Annotated in this window: 8 protein-coding genes; 5 read left to right on the top strand and 3 right to left on the bottom strand. The window is 55.6% G+C overall.

Features of this window, described 5'->3' with window-relative positions; all coding sequences use genetic code 11:
• Window positions 1-180: 180 nt before the first annotated feature.
• The 3 genes from DSL70_RS07585 to DSL70_RS07575 form a co-directional block, all read right to left on the bottom strand.
• Complete coding sequence (locus DSL70_RS07585) at window positions 181-996, bottom strand: ChaN family lipoprotein (protein WP_119307247.1); 816 nt, start codon at window positions 994-996, stop codon at window positions 181-183.
• Window positions 993-2,735, bottom strand: coding sequence for an ABC transporter ATP-binding protein/permease (locus DSL70_RS07580; protein ID WP_162916437.1), 1,743 nt, complete (start codon window positions 2,733-2,735; stop codon window positions 993-995). The genes DSL70_RS07585 and DSL70_RS07580 overlap by 4 nt, the downstream gene beginning before the upstream one ends.
• 157 nt (window positions 2,736-2,892) lie before the next feature.
• On the bottom strand, window positions 2,893-5,226 hold the full coding sequence (locus tag DSL70_RS07575; RefSeq protein WP_162916436.1) for a TonB-dependent hemoglobin/transferrin/lactoferrin family receptor: 2,334 nt from the start codon (window positions 5,224-5,226) through the stop codon (window positions 2,893-2,895).
• A 603-nt stretch (window positions 5,227-5,829) separates the two neighbouring features.
• Between DSL70_RS07575 and DSL70_RS07570 the strand changes: the two genes are divergently transcribed.
• The 5 genes from DSL70_RS07570 to rpoN all read left to right on the top strand — a co-directional run bounded on the left by DSL70_RS07570 (window position 5,830) and on the right by rpoN (window position 11,426).
• Window positions 5,830-6,450 (top strand): ribonuclease D, encoded by a 621-nt coding sequence (locus DSL70_RS07570; protein ID WP_119307244.1) that lies wholly within the window; start codon window positions 5,830-5,832, stop codon window positions 6,448-6,450.
• A 314-nt stretch (window positions 6,451-6,764) separates the two neighbouring features.
• Complete coding sequence (gene lptC, locus DSL70_RS07565) at window positions 6,765-7,589, top strand: LPS export ABC transporter periplasmic protein LptC (RefSeq protein WP_119307243.1); 825 nt, start codon at window positions 6,765-6,767, stop codon at window positions 7,587-7,589.
• Window positions 7,586-8,227, top strand: a complete 642-nt coding sequence (locus DSL70_RS07560) for an LptA/OstA family protein (protein ID WP_119307242.1) — start codon at window positions 7,586-7,588, stop codon at window positions 8,225-8,227. Before lptC ends, DSL70_RS07560 begins: the two co-directional genes overlap by 4 nt.
• Window positions 8,228-8,612: 385 nt before the next feature.
• Window positions 8,613-9,335, top strand: a complete 723-nt coding sequence (gene lptB / locus DSL70_RS07555; RefSeq protein WP_245418131.1) for an LPS export ABC transporter ATP-binding protein — start codon at window positions 8,613-8,615, stop codon at window positions 9,333-9,335.
• 489 nt (window positions 9,336-9,824) lie between these two features.
• Window positions 9,825-11,426: an RNA polymerase factor sigma-54 gene (rpoN, locus tag DSL70_RS07550; RefSeq protein WP_119307341.1), complete on the top strand. Its 1,602-nt coding sequence runs from the start codon at window positions 9,825-9,827 to the stop codon at window positions 11,424-11,426.
• Window positions 11,427-11,712: the final 286 nt, after the last annotated feature.

Below are 11,712 nucleotides of genomic sequence, written 5' to 3'. Positions count from 1 at the left end.
CCAATATTGCTCTCATGATTATCAGAAGATCTTGCGTCTACACGGCATCAGGCCATCCCCTCTCAGCGATGCTGGCATCGCCTGCCGGGCAATGCATGAACGGAAAGGGCAATTGTCATGATAATGCGGCGGCGGATCAAGTTCTCTCACCTTCTGCCCGGAGGCAGAATGTCGGCAGTGTCACTCCTTCACCACATAGGGCACCTTCCAGACATAGTCGGCGATTGGAAGATTGGCGGCGTGTTCTGTGTCATGTCCGGCCAAAGGCAGGAGCGTGGTGTAACTGTGCTGAAACCGCCTGAAGGTTCGCTTGGGAATGCCAAAACCGTAATTGATGTGCCCGCTGCCCGCAATCGTGATCATCATCGTGTCCCTGTTCGCGGGATCCGAAATGAAGCGCGCGACGTTATCTGCCATGGTTTCATCCCACAAGGTCATGATGCGATAGCTTCTTTCCGCTCTTTCAGGGTGGGAATTATTCTCAAACCTTGGCAAATAATGCGGCCTGTGATGCGCATCGGCCAAATCCAGCTCTGGGGTGTTCCCATCGCGCCCTCCCTCCCGTACAACATCTTCCACCACTTTGGTGGGTTTGAGGCCGATCAGCGGCAGCCTGTTCTGATGGATGAAATCCAGAATGGCCTGATAAGCTGGCCGCCAGCTCCATTGAGCATCGAAGAGCTGATTGAACTGCTCGCAAGATAGGCTCCCGTCCGTGAGGCCATTTAACGGTTCCTGCACATCACTGCGAAACATCTCCATGCCGATGGCGATGCGGCCTTTGCGCTTTTCGAAAAGTGCGCGAATGAGCCTGAGCTGGACCTCGTGGGCGGCGTGGTTATCGTGATTTTCGCCAAGATAGAGCACCTGATTGTGCTCAACTGCGTCGACGAGCTTGTCGAACTCCAATGCGATGCCGGTGGCCAGATGGACGATCTCTCCATCCGGCAAGTCGTTGATGTCGGTATAGGGGGCAGAGGGGTGAAAGCCGCTCATTCATTATTCTCCTCAAGTCTGGATATGGTGTTTGATTTGCCGACATCGAACGCTCGCCATCCGCTCCCATGAGGAGGGGGGCGATGAGAGACAAAAACGATGGTCGCGTTTGGTAGATATCGGACCAGCAGGTCAATCAGCTCAGCTTCGGCCTCACGATCAAGCGCGCTGGTTGCTTCATCAAGAAAAATCCAGTCAGGCCTTGCAATCAGCATTCTGAGGAACACCAGTCGCTGCTTTTCTCCGCCCGACAGTCCGCCGACAACATCATCGGTTTCCTGTTCCAATCCGTGGCTACGATGGGCAAGGCCGACGGACTGCATGCCGCTGGCAATCTCCTGCATGTCAACCTGATCCGGCCTGCCTGGATAGGTTGCAGCGCCAAGGAGCCCGCTCAGCGGAAAATAGGGATCCTGCGACACAAAGAACGCAGACCAGTTTGCAGGCTTCGATATCTTGCCCTCGCCAAACGTCCATAACCCGGCTAAGGCCTTGAGCAGGGTTGTCTTGCCGCTACCTGACGGGCCTTTGAGCCAGATATGCTCCCCCTTGCGAATGGAGAAGTCGGACGGCAAAGCCAGTCTCTTGCCCTCCGGCGTCGTGATGTGCAAGCCTTCAACGACAAGGGCGTCCTGCTCGGTCTCAACGGTGACAATCCCGGTCTTGTTCGTCTTCACACGCTCCGCGGTGTCGAGAAAGCCTGTCAGGCGGTTGGTCGTCGCAACCCAATCGGCCAGATTTGGGTATTCGAAGATGAACCATGAGAGCGAGTTGACCACGCGCGAGAAGGCCGAACGCACCTGCATCAATCCGCCAAAGGTGACGCCGCCAGCCAGATAGATGGGCAACGCGAAGAAAAGCGGCACTTGCAAGACCGTCTGAAAATAGGGGCGGCGAAAACACCCCAGAATGAACTCCCGTTTGACGACCTTTCGCCAGTTTGTGACGATGCCATCAAACCGCTGATCCAGGAGGCGTCGCTCTGCCGCCTCGCCGCTGGACATGGCGATGCTGTCGGACCAGTCCCGGATCCGCGTCAGGGAAAAGCGATAGTCCGCTTCCCGCTTTTGCTGGGTGAATAACAGGCCCTTCAGAGGCGCGCCCAGCCAGTGGGTCAGAAGGCTTGAGCCGAACACATAGATAAACGCAAGCCAGACGAGATAATAGGGAATGGCGATGTCTGCTCCGAGAAGCGAGAAGCGGAGCGTGAAGGATGCCAGAGACCACAGGATGGTCAGATAGGTGAAGAGGCCGACGACCCTTGTGACAAGATCGACCGTATGTTCAAGCAGGCGCTTGATGAATTGCTGGCAGTCTTCAGCGATCCGTTGGTCCGGGTTATCGATCCCCGGATCCGTCATGCCCGGCTGCAAATGCCAGTAGGTCTTGTCACCAAGCCAGGCGTCGACCACCACGTCATTCAACCGCTGGCGCCAGAGGATGAGGACGATCTTGCGGACATATTCGCTGCAAAGATAGAGGCCAGCGCTTACTGCCGTCAGTGCCAGAAACACCCATGTCTGCTTGAGTGTCTCGGCAATGTCGACGCTCTGAAGGGCATCATAGAAGTCCTTGTTCCAGTCAATGAATAGAGTTGATATGTATATTTGAGTGAGGCTTGCAGCCAGAATGAAGATATACAGCCCGGCACCTTTGGCCCAACCGGGACCTCCCGTTGCCAGACGCGTTATTCTGTATATCTCACGAATGGAGCGTTGCAGTTTCTTGAAAGTGGACATCAGAAGTGGCCTTTGAGATGGAAGAACCATCGTCAGGTGAAAAAGGCAGGCAGGGTGTGTCGAACCCTCGACCCGGTATGAACGCAGAACGGTTTCGACATCTGGCCTCTTCGTGAGGACAGATGCCGAAGGCGTTTGATCTTGCTGTGGTTTGGAATCAGAACTTGTATTTCAAGCTCGCCTGAAAGGTTCGGCCAGCCCCGGTCTGCAATTCAAGGGGATTTGAGAAAGCAACCGCCGTGCTGGCGGTTGCGCCATAAGAGGACGCCGCATCCTCGAAATATCGGCGGTCAAAGATGTTCTTCACGCCAAAGCGAAGCTCAAGGCTCTCCTTGGGCTGCCATTTGCCGAAGACATCCAGAAGCGCATAGCCGCCGGGACGGAAATCATCGTCGCTTTCCGTTCGTGTCACGCTGCTGGCAAGCGTGGCGACAGCATCGAGCGACAGATCGTAGTTGGGCAACTGGTAGTTCAGTCCCATGACGGCTTTCAGCGGTGGCGTCGTGTGTGGAACCGAGGCCGACGTCGCGGTTGCCTTCTGCGTCCCATATTGCCAGGCGAGGGAAGCGTCTGCCCGCAGGTTGTCCATAACCTGCCAGGAGCCAGCAAACTCGATCCCGTAAAGGGTGACAGAGGACAGATTGCGATAGGTGTAATCCGAAGTTCCGGGCGGGTTATAGAATGACTGGATGAAGCCATCATATTCCGAATAGAAGCCGGTAAGCGAGAAATTGCCCTTTGCATAGTGCCCGCGCAGGCCCAATTCATAGGTATTGACTTTTTCAGGCTGCAAATTCGGTGCCGGGATCAGATTGTAAAAGCCATAGCTTCTTGAGGTGTAGAGCTGCTGTGCTGTTGGCATCTTGAAGCCCTGATTGAAAGCACCATAAATGGAATACTGATCGGTGAGTTTGTATTTCGCTCCCAGCGAATAAACCATCTTGTTCGATGACACTTTCCGAGGTTCGGCTCCGGCAATGATCTCGTAATCCGAGTCCGCACGCGGATCCAGATTGTAGTGCGCAAAGCGCATGCCCGGCGTCACCTCGAAGCGATTGTCGAACATGGAAATCTGATCCTGAACATACAGATCCGCCCGCGTGGTGGTTGCGTTGGCGAAATTGAACCCGCCACCTCTTTCTTCGGTGCGTGTGCCGGTCGTCAGATTGTGGGTCACGTCCTTGCGCTCATAGTCCGTCAGGGTTCTGTCGCCATCAAAGCCCCATGTGATTGTATGCCCAAGCGCCCCTCTATCGACGCGAGAGGTCATCTGCATGTCGAATTCGAAGAAGTCCTCGCTGAGCTTGAGCGTATCCTCTTCTCTGACATTCTCACCGAGCGTATTGACAAGCTCTTTTGTGCCGGTGCGCTCATAGCCGTTCGGGGAATAGGCGAGCGACCATTTGATGTCGTCGACAAATCTGTTGTCGAGAGTCAGGTCATGCTCAATGGCAAATCGGCCCCGGTACAGGTCGAGATCCCGTTTGTAGCCATCGACAACCTCACCGGTCGGCAAGCCCGTCATCGTTGAATATTGCATGCCCAGAATGGAGTTGAAATCAACCCCAACCCGTCGCCGCATATAGTCGGCAGCGATTTCAAAACGGCTGTCCTCGTTGGGTGTAACAACGGCTTTCACCAGACCGCGATAGGTATTCTTGCCGGTTGGATTGAGTTCATTGCACGGCGTTGCGCCGCTACCGATGTTGCGGGTGCAGCCATAGGCCCCGCCGTCGGCGCGGGCGTTGGACAGCTCAGGCTCATTTGCATGCGTGTAGGACAGGCCAGCAAGCAGGCTGAAGCTGTCGTTGATCCGCTGTGCGTAGGTGCCGGAATTGTTGAACCTGTTGTCGAAGCTGTCGTAGCTCAACTCAAGCTCTCCGCCCTTCTCTTTCCCATCGGACAGAATGTCTTCAGGATCGATCGTCTCCATGGCAACAATGCCCCCCAGAGCATCGGCGCCCCAAAGCACCGATCCCGGGCCATGGACGATGTCGACCTGTTTGGTAAAGTTGAAGTCCAGATAATCCCTGGTGCCGTCCGTGATCCGCTCGGGGACACGGGTGCCATCAACGAGCATCTGGACACGGTTCCCTCCGACACCTCGAATGGTAAAACCACCAAAGCTGTCAAAGGGATCTGTCGATGTGGTTTGCCGGTTTGCAAACACGCCGGGGGTGTAGCGCGTCAGCTGCCCCATATCGCCGATGAACTGGTCATCCAGCTCATCACCGGTGACGACCGTAATATTCTTGGCAATGTCCGTGAGCTGGCTCGTTTGCCTTGTTCCAAAAACGGTTATTGCATCCAGATTGATGAGAGTTGCGTAGTAATCCTCCTCATCTGAAGCACCATTTTGCGAGGACCTAGCCTCTTGCGCCAGGATTGGCTGAGCACTGGCAAACACAGCAAAGCCAGCCAACAGCATCTGTGTCAAATGCTTGCCACGGTAGTTGATTCTCTTGATTTCGGGAGTGAGGTTCTTTGTCATCCGCATCCACGCCTAGTTTCAATTATTGTTCTAGTCCAGGGTCCGGGTCCGCAGTGGATACTAATTCATGAATAAAAGATTCATATTTAACTCTTCGTAATGTTTCCCGGTTCCGGAGTGGATGGCATGAATTTTTCTTCTCCAACAAGAGCTGCCGCTGGCAGCAATTAGAATGCACGATGGCCCGTTTTCTGGGGTTTTGAGCGAATAAGTAGAATACCTTAATTGTCCTGAGCGGGCAATTTAATTATTGAATAAATTATTCAAGTTAAATGTGGATCGGTAAACCAAGGTCCGCGCGCTCACCCGTCAGATGCACGCATTCCGGTCAGGGATGACGAGAAGGAAGCGGTTTGGCAAAACTGCCTGAACACGCGCCGCCCGGCAGGTAAGCCACGGTAAGCCCTTGTTAGCCCTTATGTGAGTAAGCGCGCGGCAAAGACCGGATGCGTGTGCGAATTCCATCGCAAGTCTTGAAGCGAGGAAACGAACAATCTATGCTGCTTCGATCACTGGCAGATATTCGCAAGAAATCGCTTTTCATTTCCAGTTCTGCGAACCAGATTCATTGGTTCCCCCAAATATCCAGGAAGTTTTTGATCGATGACCATCAGACTGCATCAGGGAGATCTCCCCAATCTCAATCACTATGACAACATCTCCGCAGTGGCTATCGATACCGAGACAATGGGGCTTCACCCGCACAGGGACAGGCTCTGTCTGGTCCAGCTGTCGCCCGGCGATGGCAGCGCCGATCTCGTTCAGATCGCAAAAGGCCAGACCGAGGCCCCCAATCTCTGCACCCTGCTGGGCAATGACAAGATCACCAAGATCTTCCACTACGCCCGTTTTGACATCGCAGTGCTCTACCACACCTTCGGTGTGATGCCGGAGCCGGTATTCTGCACCAAGATCGCCTCCAAGCTGACGCGCACCTATACCGACCGTCATGGCCTCAAGGATGTCTGCCGCGAGTTTCTCGATGTCGATATTTCAAAGCAGCAGCAGAGCTCGGACTGGGGAGCAGACATGCTCAGCGAGGCGCAGAAGAAATATGCGGCAACCGATGTCCTGCATCTGCATGGCCTGATGGGCATTTTCCGGGCTCGCCTGTCGCGGGAAGGGCGCAAGGAAATTGCCCAGTCCTGTTTCGACTTCCTGCCGACGCGGGCAAAGCTCGATCTGGCCGGTTGGGAAGAAACTGACATCTTCGCCCATAGCTGAAACCGGCAACGGGACTGAAACGCAGGGGCGGCAGGCAGGTTCTGTGTCTGCCCGACGCCCGCAGAAGGGGAGCCGCCGGAAGCCATCCGCGTGCGCTCCCTTCGTTCTTTTGACAAGCCTGCCATGCTGCTTGCATGACGGGCTTTTCACAAGAATGTCATGACAGACGGGGAAGGGGCCTTCGTGCTTAATTTCGCCTTTTTCCTTTGTAGAAAATGCATGCCCGGATCGCGGTGGAGCCGAAATGTCGGATCAGTCGTTGAGCCAGAGGCCGCACTAGCAGCATCACGCCTGACGTGATTGGACGATGGACGATGGAAGACCGGACACCACAGGATCAGTTTCACTCTCCACCCGCCGGGGCGGCTGAGGATGCGCTATCCGATGGCACAGAAAGAATGCGGCATAACACCCGGATCATCTCCTCGCAGGAGCAGAAACGAGCCTTCCGCCTGGCCCACCGTCACTCAAGGCGTGTGACGGTTCTCAAATGGAGCTTGCCGGTCATCACGCTGGCCATTGTTGCCGGGTTCATCGGCTGGGTCAGTCGCAACACGCCCACCGAAGCACCGCTGCAGGTGCAGATCGAAGAGGGCGGCTTCAAGCAGGATGAGCTGGTGATGCAGAACCCGAACCTCAATGGCTTCCGGGACGGACGCGCCTATGAAGTGACAGCCAACGAGGCGATCCAGAAGGTGGAAACCCCCAATGTCATCAATCTCACGGCCGTTCAGGCCCGGATTACCGACGAAAAGCAGCAGTGGGTTACCATCAATGCCGAGACTGGGGTGTTCAACCAGAAGGAAGAGACGCTGGGCCTCAATGGCAGCGTGAAGGTGGATTCGTCCCTCGGCTACAAGCTCGACACCGACGAGGTTGCGGTCGACATGCCCAAGGGCTACATGAAGACGATCAGCCCGGTGACCATCACCTCCCGCGACATCCGGCTTTCATCGAACCAGCTGGAAGCGATCAACAACGGGGAGCAGTTCCGTTTCAGCGGCAATGTGCGCCTCAATATTGATGCTGCTCTGCTGAACAAGAACCCGATTCAAAAAGAACCCGCGCAAGGCCAGAATGCCCAACAGCAGAATGCCCAACAGGGTGAAAAGACCCCGCAACAGGAAGAAACGCCATGATGCCGATCTCGATCAATCTGAGGTCACTTGATGATTTTGCCCTTAGAATGGCCCGTCTGTTGGTCAGGCCTTGGGGCTTTCTGGCAATGATAGCCTTGCTGGTCTGTGTGTTTGCCTCCGGCCTCACGCTGATCGCCCCAAGGCCGGCGATGGCGCAGGGCATGGCCGATGTTGCCTCCGGGCTGCGCACCAATCCTGATGCGCCCATTGAAATCGAGGCCGACCAGCTCGATATCTTCGACAAGGACAAGATCGCTGTCTTCAAGGGCAGTGTGCGGGCAAAACAGGGAGAAACCACCCTGCAGACCGCAACCCTGACCATTCATTATGCAGGGGGGGGAGCCGGTACGGCGCAATCCATTACCCGGCTGGAAGCGCAAGGTGGCGTGACCGTCAGTCAGAAGGATCAGAAGGCCACGGGCAGCGCGGCTTCGGTTGATATGGCCAGTGAAATCATTATCCTCAGCGGCAACGTGGTTCTAACTCAAGGCAAGAACGTGCTGAGGGGATCGAAGCTGACGATCAACATGCGTTCCGGTGCGGCTCAATTGGCATCCTCGGGCGCATCAAGTGGCTCCAATGGCAAGTCTGGGCGCGTTCAGGGGTTGTTTATCCCAAACCGCAAGCCGAAAAACTAGCCGCCAAAGGCAAAGGAACTCGACAATCATGCCAATTGCATTTATGAGCAATTCGTGGAAAATCCTCGCTTCATTGGTGTGAAATCCGGAGCCAATGGGCCGATATGGTCTGGTATCCTCTGGCTGCAGCTTGAAAGCAGCGCCGAATGACCCTGAGCTGACGCCTGAACTATCCCGGAACCGGGCTAGGGTAGCGCGCAGATCGCCACATACTGGCCCGGGAAGGTGGCGGTGCAAACCGAACGGGCTGTAAAGACAACAATTGCCAGATGGTGGCTATCAATAATCAGGTGCACACCCGCATATGCAGCAACTAGATCATCCCCTCTCTGTTTCGGAGACCGACGCCCCGCAAGATCCGTTCGATCCACTCGAACAGGATGGCATGGGCTGGATGGTCGTGCATGATATCGGCAAGAGCTACAAGAAGCGGACGGTGGTCACATCTGCCTCACTGGCCGTGAAGCGCGGCGAGGCCGTTGGACTTCTTGGGCCGAACGGCGCGGGCAAGACCACCGTATTCTACATGATCACTGGGCTTGTTCGCCCGGACAAGGGCTACATTTCGCTGGATGGCTTTGACATCACCAAGATGCCTATGTACCGCCGCGCTCGCCTTGGCATCGGCTATCTACCGCAGGAAGCTTCGATTTTTCGCGGTCTGAATGTCGAACAGAACATCATGGCCGTGTTGGAACTGGTCGAGCCAAATCGCAAGAAGCGCAAGGAGCAGCTTGATGAGCTGCTGGAGGAGTTCTCCATCACCCATTTGCGCAAGTCCATGGCCATCGCCCTGTCTGGTGGTGAGCGGCGGCGCCTTGAAATCGCCCGCGCGCTGGCGTCCCGGCCCTCCTTCATGCTGCTTGACGAGCCTTTCGCCGGTGTTGACCCGATTGCCGTGGGTGACATCCAGCAGCTGGTGCGCCATCTGACGGCGCGTGGCATCGGCGTTTTGATCACCGACCACAATGTGCGTGAAACCCTCAGCTTGATCGATCGGGCCTATATCATCCACTCCGGCAATGTTCTGACCAACGGAACACCTGGCGAAATCATCGCCAACCCGGACGTGCGCAGGCTCTATCTGGGCGAAAGCTTCTCGATGTAACAGGCTGGATTGGGCCGGAATTGCTCCATTAATCCGTGAAATTACGGAAAAGCGCGTCAGATTTGGGCGCAAAGACCATTTGAGGCTTGCAGTTTTCGAAAAATGCCAAATAATTGATCAATGCCTGTCGAAAAGACAGAAGAGAAATGATCAGATTCTGGTCAGACGGCACAATTCTGAGGATAAGCTTTTGATAAATATTCGTTTTATATCAAATAGCAGAATTGAATTGTGCAAGTGGGCGCATTCCTGCTATATCTAACAAGCAAAACTTGTACCAACTTGGCCTGTTTGGGCTAAGAAAATGGTAACAGGCGCAGAAACCTTTGGGTGATGCGTCCGGGTTTGGTGGGTGTGGTGAAGTGTTTCAGGAGTGTGCAGCCGGTCTGTTGGCGAAATGCTCATATCTGAAACCCGACGTGAACTGGGATGGAACTTGCCGCAGACACTCTGCTGGCAGGTGCGGCAGAGGTAAGGACAGACGATCACATGGCTTTGACACCCAGACTGGACATGCGCCAGAGCCAATCTCTGGTGATGACGCCGCAACTGATGCAGGCCATCCAGTTGTTGCAGATGTCCAATCTCGACCTTGTCGCCTATGTCCAGCAGGAGCTGGAGAGCAATCCGCTTCTGGAAGCCGTGACCGAGGATTATGCTGGCGATGCCTCGCCTGCCGAAGCAGCAGACCGTGAGGGACTTGAGTCCGAGCCACCAACAGAGCGGAATAGCGAGCGGGCAGGGGATGCCGAGACCTCAGCTCAGGACGACTATGGCGATGGTGCGTCCGGCCCCGATCTTTCTGAGCAGTTTTCCGGCGAGCGTCCCGAACAGATGGACGCGATCTCCAACGATCTTGATGCGCGTCTGGACAATGTGTTTCCCGATGACAACGGCCAGACCGAGCAGGCTGGTCCAAGTCTCAACGATCCCTGGATGTCGACGCCGATGCGCGATGGCGGGGCCAATCCCGACTATGATCTGGAAGCAGTTCTGGCGGGAGAGATTTCCCTGTCCGATCATCTCGAACAGCAGCTGATGACGGCGATTCTGGACGAACGCAAGCGGATCATTGGTCAGTTTCTGATCAACGAGCTGGATGAATTCGGCTATCTGCAGACCGATCTGGCGATGGTTGCCAACCGTTTGGGGGTGGAGGAAGCCGAGGTGGCCGGAGTGCTTGAAATCCTGCAGGGGTTCGAGCCCTCGGGCGTGTTTGCGCGCACCCTGTCGGAATGTCTGGCGCTGCAGCTAAAGGACCTCAACCGCTACGATCCTGCCATTGCCGTGTTGCTCGACAATCTGGAGCTGCTGGCCAAACGTGATTTCATCCAGCTGCGCAAGCTCTGCGCCGTTGATGAAGACGACCTTGCCGACATGATCAACGAGATCCGGGCGCTCAACCCGCGACCGGGCAGTGCCTTTGGCCATCTGACCGTGCAGCCCGTGGTGCCGGATGTGTTCGTCCGGCAAGCCTCCGATGGTGGCTGGCGTCTGGAGCTCAACAGCGAAACCTTGCCGCGCGTTCTCGTCAATCGCAGCTACTATGCCCAGATCAACGAAACGGCCTCCGGCAAGAAGGAAAAGGAATTTCTGGTCGATTGCCTGCAGAGCGCCAACTGGCTGGTCAAAAGCCTTGATCAGCGAGCCCAGACCATCCTCAAGGTGGCAACTGAAATCGTCAAACAGCAGGATGCCTTCTTCGCCTATGGCGTCACGCATCTCAAGCCGCTCAATCTGCGCACCATTGCCGATGCCATCCAGATGCACGAAAGTACTGTGAGTCGGGTGACGTCCAACAAATACATCGCCACCAATCGTGGCACCTTCGAGATGAAATACTTCTTCACCTCGGCGATTTCGGCCACCGGCGGTGGCGACAGTCATTCCGCCGAGGCCGTCAAGCACCGCATCCGACAGGCGATCGATGGGGAAACCGCGAAGGACGTTCTGTCCGATGACGCGCTGGTCAAGCTGCTGCGGGATTCGGGCATAGACATCGCCCGCCGCACCGTCGCCAAATATCGCGAGGCCATGCACATCCCTTCGTCTGTCCAGCGCAGACGGGAAAAGAAGGCCGCCCGCGGCTAGCCGGAAGCGGTTGACAGAGGGCATAAATCGACTGTGTGCTGGGGCGTCTTCCTGCCGAACGCCCGAAAAAAGGCGGGTATAACCTACGCGCTCTGGCGGCGTCTGTTGTTGCCATCATTCCACCACATCCGAGCAGACGTCTTCTCATTGGCTGAGCTGGGAGAAGTGGTGGTCGTTTGCAGGCCTCGGTCGAGTGCCGTTTTGAATTGAAATATTATTTCAAATTTATTTTCTCTTGCGAAACATAATTAAATATTTGTGTCGATGAATGGTGCATCGTTCTATC

It is taken from the genome of Cohaesibacter haloalkalitolerans (assembly GCF_003574655.1).
Lineage (GTDB): Bacteria > Pseudomonadota > Alphaproteobacteria > Rhizobiales > Cohaesibacteraceae > Cohaesibacter > Cohaesibacter haloalkalitolerans.
The sequence above is the reverse complement of the archived record's forward strand: the minus strand, read 5'-3'. Positions and strand labels throughout refer to the sequence as shown.

What these genes read in the sequence shown, in the direction of transcription:
- DSL70_RS07585 (WP_119307247.1), bottom strand. Translation starts at nt 996, where the DNA reads ATGAGCGGCTTTCACCCCTCTGCCCCCTATACCGACATCAACGACTTG.
- DSL70_RS07580 (WP_162916437.1), bottom strand. Translation starts at nt 2,735, where the DNA reads ATGTCCACTTTCAAGAAACTGCAACGCTCCATTCGTGAGATATACAGA.
- DSL70_RS07575 (WP_162916436.1), bottom strand. Translation starts at nt 5,226, where the DNA reads ATGACAAAGAACCTCACTCCCGAAATCAAGAGAATCAACTACCGTGGC.
- DSL70_RS07570 (WP_119307244.1), top strand. Translation starts at nt 5,830, where the DNA reads ATGACCATCAGACTGCATCAGGGAGATCTCCCCAATCTCAATCACTAT.
- lptC (WP_119307243.1), top strand. Translation starts at nt 6,765, where the DNA reads ATGGAAGACCGGACACCACAGGATCAGTTTCACTCTCCACCCGCCGGG.
- DSL70_RS07560 (WP_119307242.1), top strand. Translation starts at nt 7,586, where the DNA reads ATGATGCCGATCTCGATCAATCTGAGGTCACTTGATGATTTTGCCCTT.
- lptB (WP_245418131.1), top strand. Translation starts at nt 8,613, where the DNA reads ATGGGCTGGATGGTCGTGCATGATATCGGCAAGAGCTACAAGAAGCGG.
- rpoN (WP_119307341.1), top strand. Translation starts at nt 9,825, where the DNA reads ATGGCTTTGACACCCAGACTGGACATGCGCCAGAGCCAATCTCTGGTG.